The organism is Neobacillus citreus (genome assembly GCF_018343545.2).
GTDB lineage: Bacteria > Bacillota > Bacilli > Bacillales > Cytobacillaceae > Neobacillus > Neobacillus citreus.
In genome coordinates, this window is the sequence record NZ_JAGYPE020000075.1 from 7,958 (window position 1) to 24,938 (window position 16,981).

Here is a 16,981-nt window from a genome sequence, read left to right on the forward strand (position 1 = left end):
TTCCGCCAAATTTGTGAAAGACATCCGAAAAACAAAAGATCAGTTTCCAGATGCGGAGCTTACAGCTGACACCGCTGGATTAATGGGAACCAACAAAACGACTGTTTCCATTGATGTCATTGGAAAGAATGATGACGATATTAAAAAAGCCGCTGATAAGGTGAAGGAAAAAATCAGCAGCATTGATGGCATCCTAAAAGTAGAAAGTAACGATCAAAATACAAAGCCAACCGTTACCATTCAGGTAGATTCAAAAGTAGCAAATGCGCAGGAAATCTCCCAGTCGATTTATGCGATGATTAAGCCTGCTGTAATTGGAAGCATAAAAATAGACGGACGGACCACCGCCGTTAAATTAGGAGCACTAAAAGAAATTCAAACGGCGGACGATTTAAAAAATCTGCAGCTGATGACACCAAATGGTCCTGTTGCTTTATCCAGCATTGCGAAGGTTGAAGAAAGCCAGGAGCAAGGCACGATCTTTACCAAGGACGGACATCATTATCTACAAGTCACAGCCCAAGTCAATCCTGACAAAATGGTCGATGTGGCCGGCAAAATTCAGCAGCAGCTTGTCACTTGGAGCAAGGATAATACGTTTGCAAAAGGTATAAGCGCCGAACTTACCGGTTCATCCATGCAGTCATCTGATCAATTAGGAGAACTCGCTAAACTGGCCATGTTCTCAATCGGAATCGTGTTTATGATTTTGCTTGTGACCTTAAAGTCGTTCCGGGCAAGCATCGCCATCTTGATATCGCTGCCGCTTGCAGCAATTGGTTCGCTGTTAGGGCTGGTTGTCACCAACTCCAGCATTAATATTTCTTCTGGTATCGGAATGTTGATGCTCGTCGGAATTGTGGTAACGAATGCAATCGTGCTGGTTGACCGCATCCGTCATAACGAGGAAAGAATGAGTATTCGCGAAGCGATATTGGAAGCTGGAACTGTACGTTTACGGCCAATTTTGATGACAGCACTTGCAACGGTATTCGCCATGCTGCCACTCTTGTTTGCACATGAATCAGCCATGAGCCTAAATCTTGTTTCCAAGGGGCTTGCCGTCGTAGTTATTTTCGGACTCATCGTGTCAACGCTTCTGACACTGATTGTCATTCCGACATTCTACGAACTATTCCATTTCCGGAAAGCCAAGAAGCAAAGGCTGCAGGCTAATCAGGTAGAAGGTACTATAAGTCAATAATGAAGCACGGGGACGGTTCTCATGCATCAGTTTTTTGTTCTTTGGACAAAAATGATGCAACGGAACCGTCCCTGTGTTTGCCCCAACTAGGGTTTGTTTTATGCTTAAAAATTGCTTTAAATAGTTTTTTATAGCTCAGCTAGTCCTTTGAATAGTTCCACTCCAGTTTCAATGAGGTCATCTCGGAAGTCATACTCATAGCTATGCAAATTCGGGTAGTCTTCTCCGTTTCCAATATAACAGTAAGAACCTTTTGTGAGTTTCGTGTAGTGACCGAAATCTTCTGATGCACGGAACGCTTCCGTCATTTCAGCCATTGGAATGCCTTTTTCTTTGCAGACTTGACGAATTTTGTCAGAGCTCTCTTTATGGTTTGCTGTTTCTGGGAACTCCTCCTGATACTCAAAACTCACCTTGAGCCCATATTTTTCTGCTTCAGCCTTTGCAGCCTTTTCCAGATTCTCCTGAAGTTTGACCATCTCTTCTTCGTAACGTGCTCGAATTGTCATCCTTAATACACCCTTGCTTGCATTTACACCGAATGCTTTTGCACCAATATCCACTTGAACGATCGTGCATAGAACGATTCCTTTATTGTTTGCAGGAGAAATGTATCCAGGAATAGCATCAATTATCTTTGCAATAGCAAATGATGGATTTATACCTTTTTCTGGTTCGCTGGCGTGAGAAGGAACACCTTCCATATAGATGGACATACCCTTGGATGCAAATTGTGCTGTTCCATCAATGACATGGACCGTATTTTTTTCAACACCACTCCAATTATGCCAGCCAAAGATTTCATCAATATTGTTTTCCTTGATAAAAACAGAGCATTCGGCAGCACCATTCCCTGTTTCCTCTGCGTGCTGAAACAGGAAGAAGATGTTATTGTCACAGCCTTTCTGATCAATCTCCAAAGCGAAACCACAAAGAGTTGCAGAATGTCCATCATGTCCACATTTGTGAGAAACTCCTGGGAACTTAGAACCGTATGGGAGATTGATTGTTTCCTCTATTGGAAGAGCATCGAAATCTGCGCGGAAAGCTATGTTCCTTCTTCCAATCTTGGAGTGATAGATTGCATAGAACCATGAGCCTCTATCGACAATTTCGAGCTGTGTATATTTTTTAAGAAAATCAATCAAGTATTGTTTCGTCCAAAATTCCTGATTCGAAAGTTCAGGATGCTGATGTAAATCATGTCGCAATTGTATAGCTAATTCTAGATTTTTACTTTCCATTTTCATTCTGTCTCCCTGAATTAATGGCAAAAACCCTGCTTTCCAGAAGGATTACCAGGGTATTGCATCAAATGATTTTAACGTGATGATACAAATAAAATTCTTTATTTTATTTCTGTTTCATTGATATGCGCCTTTAAGAACGGCTCATAGTTCATTTCCTGCAGCTTCCCTTTTTTATTCAGGTACCTGCCAATAATAAAGTACAATATTAGCATCGGTACTCCAATGTAGAAGGAAAATCTTGTATCAGGGCTGTAGGCGGTGTAAATGGCAATACCAACTAAAACCAATAAGCAGATGATCGTTGGAATCGGATAAGTTCCCATTTTGAACTTTAGCTTGTCTACAGAACCTCCGTTTGCCACCAGCCATTTTCTAAACCGATAATGGGAGAGAAAACTGCCGAACCAGCCAAGCAGAGTATTGAATCCAGCGATGGATGTCAGCCAAATGAACACTTTATCCGGTGAAACGAAGTTGGTGATAAGAGAAATCTGGCCCAGAAATAAAGTCAGAATAACCGCATTCGTTGGGATCCCGCGTTTGTTCACTTTTCCTAATGCTTTCGGTGCTTTTCCTTCTTTTGATAACGCAATTAACGTTCTGCTAAGTAAATATACGATGGAGTTTGCAGCAGAAGCTAAAGATGTAAGAATAACGATATTCATGATTGCAGCCGCACCTGGTATACCGGCAAAGTCAAATAAGCCAGCATAACCATTACTCAAAACGCTTACATTTTTGTAAGGAACAACCAAACCCATAACTGTTATCGAACCAACATAAAAAATTAATATCCGGAAGAAGATTGTGTTGATGGCTTTAGGAACATTCTTCTGAGGGTCTACTGTTTCTCCTGCTGCTGATACAACCGTTTCAACCCCTAAATAAGACCAGACTACCCCAGTCATCATTAATATGACCGCTGTAAATCCATTCGGGAACACGGACTCGCTCGTCCAGTTGGATAATCCAATAAATCCTTGATGTCCAATCACTCCAAAGATCATTAGAACCCCCATAATCAAGAAAATGATAATGGCGAATACCTTAATTCCTGCAAACCAGTATTCAGCTTCTCCGTACGATTTAACATTGATCAAGTTTAAGACCAGAATCAATAATGAAATCCCGATACAGAATACAACCGGCGGAATGTTTGGGAAAAATTGATTTAATATCATTCCCCCTCCTACAATTTCAGCCCCAAGACCGAGAAAACCGTTAATGTATAAATTCCATCCGACCATGAAACCTAAAACCGGGTGGACAAACAAACCCGAATAAGTAGTATAAGCACCTGGAGTCGGCATGAAGGTGGACATTTCGCCAAGACCTTTCATTAAGACATAAACTAAAATTCCTATCACTAAATATGCAATAGGGCCCCCAAGAGCACCAGCCTTCGATACTACATTTCCCGAAGCAAGGAATAACCCTGTTCCAATTGTTCCACCAATGGACATCATAGTAATATGTCTACGTTTAAGCCCACGGTGCAACTCATTACCTTGATCCCCAAATTGTTTTTTTGGCTCCTCAATCTTTTTAGCAGCTTGCATAAAATTTCCCCTTTTTTCTTTAATTCGTTTCCGACTTGTTTTCTAAGTTCCAATTAGGATGCATTTTCTTGAGTACACTTTGTAATATTGCAAGAATCATGCCAATTTTAAAAGACTGATAAATCAGCACATTCAAAAAAGAATTTACTAAATTTATAATTCATTTCTAACTCAATGATTCTAAATAGATTCAATTCGTGTCGAAAAATGTATGAAAACGTCTTATAACATGCTATAGTTTCTTACATAGGGGTTCAAATTGAGTCGCATACGAATCAAAAATACTGAAGGTTTAAAGCTTTTCTAGCATAAGGAAATATCTTATGAAAGGGGGAAACACTTTGACTGCAAAGATCTTACAACAATTTGATGGGCAATTACTCTTAAAGATTATTAATACATTAAAAGACCCTATTTGGATTATCGATAACCAAGGGAATGTATTGTGGGTTAATCAAGCAGCTTATGATTTTTTTTCAGCATTACAAGTCGATGAATTGGTTGGCCAAAACGTAATAGAAATGGAAAAACGAGGTTTATTTACCCCTTCTATTGCAAGGCTTGTTATCGAACAAAAACAGTTTGTAAGCACCACGCAGGTCACTCAAAATAATGTTCACTTGCTAGTTTCCAGTGACTATATTCCCGACGAGAAGGGGGATATCCAATATATTGTTACCCATGCAAGACAATTATCCCAAGTTATCAATCAATCGAGTGAATTAGAAAAAATCGAATCTATTCTACAACTATATAAACAGCAAATTCGTCAACTAATCTTACAACAAAAAAATCAGCAGTATGAAGATTTCTATGTTGGAAAAAGTAAAGTTTCTCTGCACCTTATCGAATGGTCCCAAAAGGTTGCGGATATCGATACAACGATTCTATTAACAGGAGAAACAGGTGTCGGAAAAACGGCCTTTGCCTACAGTATTCATCAGCTGAGCAGTCGCAATAATAAACCATTTATTCATTTAGACTGCGGTGCCATTCCAGAGTCCCTCATTGAATCTGAATTATTTGGCTACAAAAAAGGGGCATTTACAGGGGCCAATGCCAATGGAAAACTCGGTTTAATCGCAGCAGCTGATCAAGGCACTTTGTTTTTAGACGAAATCGGGGAATTCCCTCTTCATCTACAATCAAAGCTTCTACAATTTCTGCAAAACAAGACTTATCGGATGATTGGGGATAACCAAGTCCAACAAGCGGATGTGCGAATTATTGCAGCAACCAATGTGAATATAATGGAACGCGTCAAAGAAGGAACATTCCGTAAGGACTTATATTATCGTTTAAACATCCTTCCTATGGAAATCCCACCCTTACGTGAAAGAAAAGAAGATATTATTCCACTTTTGAATTTTTATTTAAAAAAATTCAATCAAAAGTATGGCCGTCAACATACTTTATCCAAAAACATAATGGACGCCTTATACAATTACAGCTGGGATGGAAATATTCGTGAACTTGAAAATCTAATGGAACGATTAGTGATTACCTCTGCCGGACCAAAAATCGATATAGACGATTTACCAAGTGACTTCCCCCTTCACCAGTCTCAACAAATGCTCTTCCAAAACGTAGAAGAAGTGAGTTTACCAATCTATTTGGAACAGATTGAAAAAAACATTTTAATTAAAGCTTATAATGATACCAATAGTACTTGGAAAACAGCAAAAAAACTCGGTGTATCCCAATCTTATATCATTCGTCGGTTAAAAAAATTCAACTTGAAAATACGCGAGAAGGAATTGGTTGAGGAGTAGGTCCATAGGGACGGTTGGACGGTTCTTATGCCTCACTTTCTGTCTTTGAACAGAATGACACAGCAGAACCTTCCCCATATCCCAGAACCACTCAAAATGAGGCATGAGAACCGTCCCCATGCCTCACTTACCTTATGAAACCGCCGCATGAAGTGCGTTTGCATTTACCGCCATCAATACCAGCTCTGATATATCAACCACTTTGATCTGGTCCTCTACGCCAAGGGAAGCGACTGCTGTTGTATACATAACCATATCTTTTGGACAGCTTACGACAAAGTGGGTAACTCCTGGTAATGTTAAGGCTTCTTTAATCCGGCTTTCTGAGGGGCGCTCTTGGACTCCTGATTCATTCATCCACATTCGGCCGCCGCCAGCGCCGCAGCATAAGCTTCCCCCGCGATTCCGCGGCATGTCTACAACCTCAACCCCGCAACGATTTAGGACCTCCCGCGGCTGTTCGAAAATCCCATTCCACCGCCCGATATAACAAGGATCATGGTACGTTGCCCTAATGCCAAGCGGGGACTCAACGGAAAGTCTTCCCTCATTGAATAATTCTAAAAAAACCTGGCTGTAATGATAGACCGGCTTATCTAGCCCAAGCTTTTGATAATCGTTAGCAAGCGCGTTGAAGCTATGAGGGTCTGTAGTAAGAATCCGATCAAAGTTTGCTTCTTTTAACGAAGCCATGTTTTGATTTTCCAGCTGTTCAAAAAGCCCGATTTCGCCCATGCGAAGTGCATCATTTCCTGAGCTTACCTCACTGTCAAATAACAAGCCTACATTTAAATCGGCCTTTTTAAGCACTGAACTTACTGAATGAATCGAATTTAAAACACCCGGGTCTGTCTCAAAGGATGCTACATCTCCCAAAAACCACAGCCAATCAACCTTTTCATTTCGGGCATCCTTGAAGCGGTAATCAGCCGAGGCAGCCCAAGCTGGTCTAAGCTTATGGTCCTTTCCATATACATTTCCGTGATCAATGAGACCTTCCAGCGTTGCTTGTGCCCGTTCTTCTAATAATCCATTCTCTACCAATGAAGCACGCAGCCCGACAATTTTTGGTACATGTTCAATGAATACCGGACAAGCCTCCTGGCATGCGCCGCAAGTGGTACATGACCAAAGCGTTTCAGCGGAAATCACATTTCCGGCAATTGCCCAATCTTCATTCATTGCCAGCTTATTTCCATGCAGCTGTTCTAGATGAGCATCCCTTAGGTTTAGGATAAGCATCTTCGGTGATAAGGGAGACCCTGCTGCATGGGCAGGACATACGTCTTGACAGCGTCCGCATTCCGTACAGGTATATAAATCCAAAATGTCTTTCCATGTAAAGTCTTCATATGTTTTAATCTCCTCCAAAGACTGATTTGAGTCATCTTGTGAGACTAATTGGCCGGGCGGGTCCATTTTCCGGAAGAAGATCGCCGGTACTGCAAAAAAGACATGCAGGTGTTTCGACGTTGGCAGGTACATCATAAAAGCAAAGATGATTCCGATATCCATTAAATAGCCAATTGTATAACCAATAGCGGGTATAATCGTTTGGTCCAGCCCTATGGCAATCCAAACCTTTGAAAGCATAACCCCAAGAAAATGGCCATCTTTCATTTCATCAATCCCGTATAACGAGTCTGCGACAAGCGGAAAAAACGATGTATGGATCACAATGCCAATCATAATAGCGGAAATCATTCCAAGGATTGTTTCTCCATCGCGCTCATCTGACCCTTCATAGCGCTTCGGACGGATGACGCGGCGCTGGTAAATAGCCAGAACCACGCCAGTCAAAACTAGTAAAACCCACAAATCGATAACAGCTTGAAGTACCACCCCTACTGAAAATGTCGGGGAAACGACTTGCCCAATCGCTTCAATAATATCCAGCATCAGGATAACAAAACCGCTGAATATAAATAGATGGATGATCCCTGCCAAACGGTTGCGCAAAAGCCGTTTATGTCCAAATACCTGGACTACCATCGAGGAAAGCCGCTTGCCTATCTGATCCATCCGGTAAGTAGGCCGGCTCCGGCGCATTGCCAGCAAAATAGGTTTCAGTCTTAGAAGCATCAATACTATTGAAAAGCTCGCCAACAAAATGGTCAGCAGGCCTAAAAATTGTTGTAGAGTCATTCGTTTCACCATCCCCTCGCTGTTCAATCTAAATAGATAGACAGATAGTCTTACAGAAGTTTTTCAGGAAGCAGTTCCTTCTTCTTCAGAAATTCAATAATCTCCCGAACAGCCTCTGACGGTGCCGCTTCCACCATTTTTTTATCCTCTTCCTTCCCCGCTTTTGCAGTTTGTGCGGGGCCGCCGCCCCTTAGAAATTTTAAGCGGTCAGCCGCACTTTGACTTGAGTCGATAGCAGTCCGTTTCGTCCGCGGTTTCGGCGCTTCCACTGAGATTACCTTTGTTCCCGGCAGCCCATCCCACTCCGGATTTACCACTTTGATCTGGACATGATTTTGACCGGCCCAGTTTCGGCGTTTGACGGAAACATATTTGACAGGAAAATATCCTGCCTGGACCGATAGCAATGCAGGCATGCTTACCGAAAGTATTTGACGCCAGCCACCCAGAAGGCGCTGTCTTACTTCTAAGGTTTTCATATCCCGTTTTTTGACGAAATCGACACGCGGTATACTTGGCATTCCAAGATAAGATGCCAGTAACGCTGGCAGTGTTCCAGTACCGCCAGCATTACCGCATATAATCAAATCAAACGACTGCTTCCTTAGCCAATTAGCGAGAATAGTAGCCGTAACCGTAGAATCCTGCCCTACGAGACCCTGAATCCTACTAATCTGAACAACCGAGTGAACCCCGTAAGCTAAGGCATACTCCAAAGCCGCTTCACTAGATTCGCCGCCAAAGCTAACGGCAATCAATTGATCATCTTTCCCACAGAGTGAACTTGCCAGCTGGATTGCCGCAACACTCGATGGTTCAATCATATATTTGACCGATGTTTGTTCATCGAAATACGTTTGTTTCACAGTCTCCAGTGTCGTACTTTGCAGCGATAAGAACGAATCGATGCATACAGCCACCTTCATATGTCATCCCCCACTTAATTGATCAAACTGACAGCTTTCGGCCTTTTGTCCGCAGCCTGTGATGTCCCGCCCGCTTCTAGTTCAGCTATTAATCCCCTTATGATGGTATCGGCATCACCGACAATTCCTAAATGGGCGATCTTAAATATATTTGCGTTCTTATCCGTATTAATGGCAATGATCACCTCAGAATCACGCATCCCATCCACATGCTGAGAAGCACCCGCTATCCCAGCGGCGATATACAAACGGGGTTTGACAATTTTCCCCGTTTGCCCCACCTGTCTAACATAAGGAACCCAGCCTAAATCTACCGCTACCCTGCTTGCCCCCACTGCCGCCTCAAGGAGAAATGCCAGTTCTTCAAGGGCTTTAAAGCCTTCCACTCCCTGAATGCCGCGGCCGCCGGCCACAATCCGTTCTGCTTCAACCAGATCAAGCTCGCTTGGATTTGGAGGTAATAACTCTACCGTTTGAACAGTCTCTGTTTGCTTCTTGCTAACATCCTGGCGCAGGATTTGTGCCTTTGCCTGCGGTTTCGTTTTTCCAAGGCCGGCAACACCAGGCTTCAGACATACGCACCATGGATGATCGTCAGACATGCTGATTGTCATTTGTCCTTTGTTTTGCCATATGGATTGAATGACCTCAAGCTTGTTATCTGGAGTAAGTTTAAAACTGATGGCATCACGGGCGATTACTCCATCCCAAGCACCAATCAGACGGCAAGCGAATTCAACCCATAGAGGGGTGGACGGACACAACAGCAGCCGGGGAGATTGACCATTCATGCTGTCGAGCAAAACCTGACTATAACCCATCATTGAGCCTGGTTTTCCAAATTCCGCATGTTGTAAAACAAGAACTTTATCCGCCCCATTTGCAGCTAATTGATGGCAATCTTGATCCGATATCATCTCTGACTTTCCAAACACAATCGCCAGTGTTTTCCATCCGGTCTTTTTGGCCAGCACCTGGGCATCTTGAAGTAATTCCAATGTGATTGTATCCCACTGCTTTCCCGTCCGTTCAGCAAGCACCCAAATCTGTGAATCCTCCGCGAATTCGATGCTACTTGTTTTTTCAGGCACAAATCCCACCCCTTTTCACTTAAATCTGTCTAGCGACCCTTGTACCTTCTAATAGCGCATTATTCAAACCGCGTGCAGCAACGGCATCGCCAACAAGGTGAAGATCAGGCACTTTTCCTTTCAGTTCTTTCCATAAGCCGTCATTTGCAACTCCTTTTGCAGCAACTACCACAGTATCGTATGGTCCCATTTCCCATTCACGGTGTGATAGATAATGTTCAACTAACACGGTTTTGTCCTCATTGATTTCTTTGGCATTTGTTACTGGAGTAATTTGTACACCCAGACCATCCAAACGGGCATATAAATCAGGACGCATCGTTCCGTCAATTTCTTCCCCTACAACCCAAAGGCGTGAAATCACTTCAACAACATGGCCTCTTTCAGCAAGGAACTCCGCTACAGATAAACCTTCTTGATGGTGGTGTTCATCAATAAACAATACTCGTTCTCCGATTTGTGCGGTTTCGGCCAAGGCTTCTCTGGCCGTAACAACAAATGGTAAATCCGTTCCCGGAATATCGAGCCTTCTAGCTGTTGAACCAGTGGCCACAACGACTGAATCGGCACCAAATGCTACTACATCCTCTACTGTAGCGATTTTGCCCAATTGCACCTCAACACCTAACTTGCGGCACTGCCCTTCCAGCCAGTCGACGGAACTTGCCCAAGCTTCACGATTAGGGGCTTTAGCTGCCAAACGAATTTGTCCGCCCAGCTGGCCGCTTTGTTCCCAAATTGTTACATTATGTCCAATCTCTGCAGCCATACGTGCCGCTTCTAGTCCGCCTGGGCCTCCGCCAATGACTAATACTTTTTTCGCAACCTCTGCAGGCTTCCATTCCATCAATTCGCTTTCGCGGCTGATGAGAGGATTTTGGACACAAACCATTGGTTTACCGATATAAATTCTGCCGATACAGCCTTCATTGGCACCCATACAAATCCTGATGTCATCTATTTTGCCTTCCTGTGCCTTTTTAGGAAGGTCAGGGTCTGCGATAATGGCACGGTTCATTCCGACAAAATCCGCTTGCCCTTCTTCAAGAACTTGGTTTGCTTGCAGTGGGTGGACAATTCTTCCACAGGTTAAAACCGGTACATCACATCCATTTTCCTGCAAATAGGAGCGGATGGCCCCGGCAAAACCGGTAAAGATTCCAAGAGGATAGTTCATCGATGGAACCGTTAATGCTGTGTGATATTGTGTCGCACCTACGGACCCGATGACATTGAGCAAGTCAATTTTTCCACTCTTCACACTTCGAAGCGCAATTTCCTGCATGTCTTCATTGGTAAGACCGCCTTCAATCAGTTCATCACCTGTAATCCTTAACGCCACTAGGAAGTCATCCCCAACAGCGTCTCGAACGGCGTCGATCACTTGATTGCCAAATCTCATCCGGTTTTCCAAGCTGCCGCCATATTGATCGGTCCGGCGGTTTGAAATAGGCGACCAGAAGTTATCAATCATATGCCCGTGGGCTGCCGAGATTTCAACTCCATCAAATCCGCCTTTTTTCAGTCTTAATGCTGCCTGAACATAGGCATCCACTAACCAATCAATATCGTCAGGCTGAACAATATGCGGCATATGATAATGGTTTGGTTCCGGAATATCGGATGGCGCATAGGTTGGGAGCCATGTAACATCATTCCAGGTACGGCGCCCGCGGTGTGAAATCTGGGCCATCAGAACGGTACCATATGGCTTGATTTTTTCTGACATTTTCTTGAAATAAGGAATTACACTATCATCCCAGTTGTGAATTCCACCCCAGTCGGAGTTTGGAGAAGTAGGATGGACAGAAGATGATCCCATCGTCATCAGCAATCCTACACCACCCTGGGCTTTGGCTACATTGTAATCGATGAATTGATCAGAAGGATTACTTGTAGGGTTAAAAGCGGTAGCATGCGCGGTAACCGCAATCCTATTTTTGATTTCAATGTGACGAATTTGTTTTGGGCTAAACAGCAGATCCAGATTTTCCATTTTTTCCTCTTCCTCCCTGAATGTTTCACAATTTTTTTAATTTTATAAATTCCTTACTTGGTTTTAATTATAAAAATTCTCTCTGTTCTTTTCTTCGTATAAAATACAGAAAAAAAAGAGGCAATTTTTGCAAAAATACACAAATGCCTCTACGTTAAAAATTTTTCAGTTTTTAGATCAAAATAAAGAATTAACTTTTGCATCGGATCCATTAAATCGATTTCCCCGATTTCCTCTATTCTCTTTAAGCGGTAATTAAGGGTATTGATATGAATATGCAGCGCACTTGCTGTTTCTTTAATATTGTCATGTTTTAAATAGATTTCTAGCGTTTTCAGCAAATTAGAATTTCCTTGCTGGTCATATTCGCCGATTTTCTGCAGCGCCTGATTCTGATAGGCTTCATCGGCATTTTTTTCTAAAATGGCGGGGATAAACCGAAGAAATCCTAATTGAGGATAATGGAAAATACCTTTTGTTTCCTCTGGAAGCTTTCGTTTAATCCCAATTACCGTTAAGGCTTCTTGGTAGCTGGTTTGGATTTTCCGATAATTGGAATAGACACACCCACAGCCTCCGATAAACCCCGAAGCCCCTAGTTTTTCCGTCATTTGCGAAATCGCACTTGAAATAAAACTGCTGCAATTTTTATTAGGAGTACCTTTCCGGGCATCAGGATTGACTAAAAAAATAAGCCTTTGGCCCTCATTACTGCTCATTATGACCTGCACCGATTTGGAAGTGTTCGCTAAATAAGCAATTTGCCTATACATGCTTTCACTTATTTCTTCTGGAGATTCAAATACAATGACACTAAATTCGGGAGGAAGGGAGACCTTTACTTGCAGCGCCCTCTCCTTGATTCTTTCCTGAGTATTAATCTCACCCGATAGAATCTGCTGGAAAAACCTATGGTATCCTTCGTGTTCATTTTTCCTTCTAGACCGAAGCTGCAATAGTTTGATGCCCACTGCTTCTGCAGCCTCTTTCAGCAATTGGGTCTGCCACTCTTCATCAGCATGTCCGGACCCAATCACCCAAATATGGCCCAACAGGTCATTTCCATTCCTTACAGCAATCGCAATTCGGCTGCCAAAACCGGCCTCGTCGATGGGAGAAACACGAATGGGATTGTCACTGTTTTTCAGTTGTTGAATGACACCATCCCTCCATAAACCATTAATGATAATTTCCGGTACTTGGCGATTAATGATCGTCGCAATCCTGCCGGCGTCTGTGACCTTTTCATGCGAGCTATAGGCAAGAAGCCGGAAATTGACATCCTCCACCGTAACAGGACAACCAAGCAGATCGCTAATCGTATCCACCAGTTCTTCGAGACTATCAATGTGAACAAATGAATTACTATCTTTCCCCATTTACCTAACCCCTTTTAGTCGAATTCTATCATTACCCGCGAAAGAAGTTTTCCAATCCCTATTTTATTTAAACCATGTTTAACTGCTCCCTACCAATGACGAATATCACATATTCGCACCTATTTTTCCGCCAATTGTGAATTATTCGAAAAATAAAAACCCTTGGCTAGGCCTAGGGTTTAAAATAGAATTGTTTATTTTTCCAGCCACTCAGTATGGAAAATACCTTCTTGATCAACACGTTGATACGTGTGTGCACCAAAGTAATCACGCTGTGCTTGAAGGAGATTGGCCGGCAATGTTTCTGAACGATAACTATCATAGTAGGCAATCGCGCTTGAAAAAGCGGGTACTGGAATACCGGACGTAATGGCCACGGCCACTACTTCTCGTAACGAAGATTGATAGCTTTCGACAATCTCTTTAAAATAAGAATCTAATAATAGATTCGTAAGTCCTGGATTCCGGTCATACGCCTCTTTAATTTTTTGCAAGAATTGCGCCCGAATAATACAGCCGCCTCGGAAAATCATGGCGATATCACCATAACGGAGGTTCCAATCATATTCTTCTGACGCAGTCCGCATTTGGGCAAATCCTTGTGCATAAGAACAGATTTTGCTCATATACAAGGCTTTCCTTACAGCATCAATGAAATCCTCTTTTTTGCCATCAAAGGCAGTTGCTTTTGGCCCCTTTAACAATTTGCTTGCCTTCACCCGCTCTTCTTTCATAGCGGAAATAAACCGGGCAAATACCGATTCAGTGATAATCGGAAGCGGAACTCCCAAATCCAGGGCATTCTGGCTTGTCCACTTGCCAGTGCCTTTTTGTCCGGCCGAATCCAAAATGACATCGACAAGCGGTTTGCTGGTTTCTTCGTCCACCTTTGTAAAAATATTTGCAGTGATCTCAATTAAATAACTGTCTAATTCCCCTTTATTCCACTCTGAAAATACTTCGTGAAGCTCCTCCGCAGTTAAACCCAGCAGCTGCTTCAAAATGAAATAGGCTTCAGATATTAGCTGCATATCGCCATACTCAATGCCATTATGCACCATTTTCACATAATGCCCTGCCCCATTAGGACCGATATATGTGCAGCAAGCATCTCCTTCGACCTTTGCAGAGATCGCCTCCAAAATGGGTTTTACCAGTTCATATGCTTCTTTCTGACCGCCGGGCATGATGGAAGGACCGTTTAAAGCTCCTTCTTCGCCTCCTGAAACACCAGTACCAATAAAATGAATTCCCGTCTCCGCTAATTCTTTATTCCGTCTAATGGTATCCTGAAAAAATGTATTGCCGCCATCAATGATAATGTCCCCATCCTCAAGATGAGGTTGTAAGGATTGGATGGTTGCATCTGTTGCCGTACCTGCTTTTACCATCAACAATATTTTTCTGGGCCTTTCTAATGAACTAATAAACTCTTCCACACTATATGTGCCGATGATGTTTTTTCCTGCTGCTTCTTCACTTAAAAAAATTTCCGTCTTATCCGAGGAACGGTTATAAACTGAGACGGAATACCCCCGGCTTTCAATGTTTAACGCGAGATTTTTCCCCATTACTGCTAAACCAATTACACCAATCTGTTGTTTTGGCAAAATATTTTTCTTCCTTTCTATTTAAGATTTATTTATATAGAGTGCTCCTCTAGAATCATCTGACGGAAGATGGCTCCTGCGGTTGAATTAGATGTAATAGATTGCGCACTGCATAAGCAAAACCGTCTTGGTCATTTGTCTTTGTTACAATCTCTGCCTTCTCTTTAACATATAGCGGTGCATTTCCCATTGCCACGGATGTCGTTGCCACTTCGAATTGTGCGAGGTCATTCCCGCCATCCCCAAAAGCAAAAATCTCTTCAAAAGCTACATTCATGATCTGTTGGTAGCGTATTAAGGCCTGCCCTTTTTGGGCTTCATTTGATGTAATCTCAACATTATTAGGAAAAGAAGAGGCCATCGCAATCTTAGAATGATTTATTAAACTCTTTTTTACTTCCTCAATTTTTTCTATTTGATCTCTCTGAACCAATGCAATTAATTTATAGATTTTAAGGTTTTCCTGGTTTAAAACATGATCGTAACGAAATTCACTGAAAAGTTCTGCTAATTCTTCATTACTTTTCCGCTGCAGCGGAGGTAAAGTGGAAGGGAAACCGCCATGGTTCGTATAGACCAGAACATAGACTCCTAACCTTTGTAAAACAGAGAATATCTCTTTATAGACGGGAATCGGTATGGATGTCTCGAATAATAGGTTTCCAGTCTTTGAGTATAGAACAGAACCATTTAAACAAATAATTGGAATCTCCATATTCTGTATTCCATTGATTTTTACTATATCTTTATAGGCCCGGCCTGTATTCAGAATAACTTCATATCCCTGTTTTTGTAATTCCTTCAAGACAGAAACATTTTCTTTCGATATCTCATGCAGAGAGTTTAAGAGCGTGCCATCTAAATCAATCGAAACACATTTCATTGCTTTATCCCAATCCTTTCACCTCTACTGCCAATCTCCTTATAACTAAATCGGCAGCAGCTGAACCTGTTTATTTTTTTCTAAATTCTGAACCATAACATACCATGAGATTGGTTTGTTTGATAAAACGGTATAATATCGTTTTAAGAATTTCACAATAAGGCTTGTAGGCAGTTCTTTCAGATTACCATCAGTCGGAAGAAAGCAAAGATCGAGGCCGGTTACAGGCTCGCCGTCATTATTCCAGGATGGGTGGACATAAGGAAAATCAAGGCGTTTATAGCCGAGATGCGCCAATACCTCGCGGCGGACATAGGGATCCATCGGCTTAACACCGCCAAATCCATAATCGTCTACTTGGTATGGATCATAAACCTCGGCAAACATACCATACAACTCTTCCCCGTTATCTGCTGCTAAATTCTTTAAATCTTCTAACCTCTTATTTGCCAAAAACGGTCCAATCCCCAGCCCGGCTTGACCAATAATCGTAAAATCAGTCATCGCAATATTAAAGTCTTTATAATAACGATATTCCGTCGCTCCTACTACTTTATTATTTTCAATTGCCACAAAAACCCGTATATCTGGGTCTTCCAAAGGCTCTTTCCACAAATTAAATTCTAGTACTTCTTCCGGCGGGAACACTTCTCCCATCAATTGATGCAACTGTTTAAAATACGGATCTACTATATTTGTTATTCGATGGTATTCCACTTTTTCTTCACCCCTATTATTGATTTAATCAGCTTTTGCCAAATACAAATAAAAAAGATTGAAAGATTATTTTTATTATTAAGTACAGATTGAGTTTTAACAAGTACACACTTTTTTGTTAGATAGTGATAAAAAAAACACCTGCTTTGTAAGATGGTGCCAAGATTTAAAGTAGGTTCATAGGTCTTTTCGGCACGTTTTTACAGTGTCATTTTTAACACTATATGAAAAAAAAGTGCATACTTTGTTTTTGGAAAATTGCAAATTATAATAAACATTGTAGCAACCAAAATATTAAAGGAGGAACAAAAAATGGAATTACAATTAGCTCTAGACCTTGTAAATACTGAAGAAGCAATTAAATTGGTGGAAGAAGTTAAAGACTACATTGATATCGTAGAAATCGGTACACCAGTAGTTAAAATCGAAGGTCTTCAAGCAGTAAAAGC

The 16,981-nt window shown here is 42.0% G+C and carries 13 protein-coding genes; 3 read left to right on the forward strand and 10 right to left on the reverse strand.

Translation table 11 applies throughout. The features are described 5' to 3' along the window. The coding region (locus KHB02_RS26050; RefSeq protein ID WP_241114102.1) for an efflux RND transporter permease subunit at positions 1-1,204 on the forward strand (1,204 nt) is incomplete at its 5' end. Between the two features lie 128 nt (positions 1,205-1,332). Here KHB02_RS26050 and KHB02_RS26055 read toward each other — a convergent pair. Both KHB02_RS26055 and KHB02_RS26060 read right to left on the reverse strand, forming a co-directional pair. Beyond that, a complete protein-coding gene (locus KHB02_RS26055) occupies positions 1,333-2,448 on the reverse strand; it encodes a M20 metallopeptidase family protein (RefSeq protein WP_213147797.1) in 1,116 nt (371 codons plus the stop codon). A 104-nt stretch (positions 2,449-2,552) separates the two neighbouring features. After that, positions 2,553-4,013: an amino acid permease gene (locus KHB02_RS26060; RefSeq protein WP_213147502.1), complete on the reverse strand. Its 1,461-nt coding sequence runs from the start codon at positions 4,011-4,013 to the stop codon at positions 2,553-2,555. Between the two features lie 341 nt (positions 4,014-4,354). Between KHB02_RS26060 and KHB02_RS26065 the strand changes: the two genes are divergently transcribed. Then, positions 4,355-5,785 carry a sigma-54 interaction domain-containing protein gene (locus tag KHB02_RS26065; protein ID WP_213147503.1) on the forward strand — a complete coding sequence of 477 codons (1,431 nt, stop codon included), beginning with the start codon at positions 4,355-4,357 and terminating at the stop codon, positions 5,783-5,785. Between the two features lie 132 nt (positions 5,786-5,917). Here KHB02_RS26065 and KHB02_RS26070 read toward each other — a convergent pair whose 3' ends face one another. The 8 genes from KHB02_RS26070 to KHB02_RS26105 form a co-directional block, all read right to left on the reverse strand. Then, entirely contained in the window at positions 5,918-7,930 is a 2,013-nt protein-coding gene (locus KHB02_RS26070) for a (Fe-S)-binding protein (RefSeq protein WP_213147504.1), read from the reverse strand. A 50-nt stretch (positions 7,931-7,980) separates the two neighbouring features. Next, positions 7,981-8,856: an electron transfer flavoprotein subunit beta/FixA family protein gene (locus KHB02_RS26075; protein WP_213147505.1), complete on the reverse strand. Its 876-nt coding sequence runs from the start codon at positions 8,854-8,856 to the stop codon at positions 7,981-7,983. Between the two features lie 14 nt (positions 8,857-8,870). Further along, the gene (locus KHB02_RS29960; protein ID WP_213147506.1) at positions 8,871-9,947 is read right to left on the reverse strand and encodes an electron transfer flavoprotein subunit alpha/FixB family protein; all 1,077 of its coding nucleotides are present in this window, start codon (positions 9,945-9,947) and stop codon (positions 8,871-8,873) included. A gap of 19 nt (positions 9,948-9,966) precedes the next feature. Further along, the gene (locus tag KHB02_RS26085) at positions 9,967-11,943 is read right to left on the reverse strand and encodes an oxidoreductase (RefSeq protein ID WP_213147507.1); all 1,977 of its coding nucleotides are present in this window, start codon (positions 11,941-11,943) and stop codon (positions 9,967-9,969) included. A 149-nt stretch (positions 11,944-12,092) separates the two neighbouring features. Beyond that, positions 12,093-13,322, reverse strand: a complete 1,230-nt coding sequence (locus tag KHB02_RS26090; RefSeq protein ID WP_213147508.1) for a PucR family transcriptional regulator — start codon at positions 13,320-13,322, stop codon at positions 12,093-12,095. 194 nt (positions 13,323-13,516) lie between these two features. Further along, positions 13,517-14,932: an NADP-dependent phosphogluconate dehydrogenase gene (gndA, locus tag KHB02_RS26095; RefSeq protein WP_213147509.1), complete on the reverse strand. Its 1,416-nt coding sequence runs from the start codon at positions 14,930-14,932 to the stop codon at positions 13,517-13,519. Positions 14,933-14,987: 55 nt separating this feature from the next. Continuing rightward, positions 14,988-15,815, reverse strand: coding sequence for a Cof-type HAD-IIB family hydrolase (locus KHB02_RS26100; protein ID WP_213147510.1), 828 nt, complete (start codon positions 15,813-15,815; stop codon positions 14,988-14,990). A 45-nt stretch (positions 15,816-15,860) separates the two neighbouring features. Then, positions 15,861-16,532, reverse strand: a complete 672-nt coding sequence (locus tag KHB02_RS26105) for a GNAT family N-acetyltransferase (RefSeq protein ID WP_213147511.1) — start codon at positions 16,530-16,532, stop codon at positions 15,861-15,863. A gap of 312 nt (positions 16,533-16,844) precedes the next feature. On the opposite strand from KHB02_RS26105, the gene KHB02_RS26110 reads away from it, so the two are divergent. After that, a partial coding sequence (locus KHB02_RS26110; RefSeq protein WP_241114048.1) for an orotidine 5'-phosphate decarboxylase / HUMPS family protein occupies positions 16,845-16,981 on the forward strand: 137 nt, incomplete at its 3' end.

What these genes read in the sequence shown, in the direction of transcription:
- KHB02_RS26055 (WP_213147797.1), bottom strand. Translation starts at nt 2,448, where the DNA reads ATGGAAAGTAAAAATCTAGAATTAGCTATACAATTGCGACATGATTTA.
- KHB02_RS26060 (WP_213147502.1), bottom strand. Translation starts at nt 4,013, where the DNA reads ATGCAAGCTGCTAAAAAGATTGAGGAGCCAAAAAAACAATTTGGGGAT.
- KHB02_RS26070 (WP_213147504.1), bottom strand. Translation starts at nt 7,930, where the DNA reads ATGACTCTACAACAATTTTTAGGCCTGCTGACCATTTTGTTGGCGAGC.
- KHB02_RS26075 (WP_213147505.1), bottom strand. Translation starts at nt 8,856, where the DNA reads ATGAAGGTGGCTGTATGCATCGATTCGTTCTTATCGCTGCAAAGTACG.
- KHB02_RS26085 (WP_213147507.1), bottom strand. Translation starts at nt 11,943, where the DNA reads ATGGAAAATCTGGATCTGCTGTTTAGCCCAAAACAAATTCGTCACATT.
- KHB02_RS26090 (WP_213147508.1), bottom strand. Translation starts at nt 13,322, where the DNA reads ATGGGGAAAGATAGTAATTCATTTGTTCACATTGATAGTCTCGAAGAA.
- KHB02_RS26100 (WP_213147510.1), bottom strand. Translation starts at nt 15,815, where the DNA reads ATGAAATGTGTTTCGATTGATTTAGATGGCACGCTCTTAAACTCTCTG.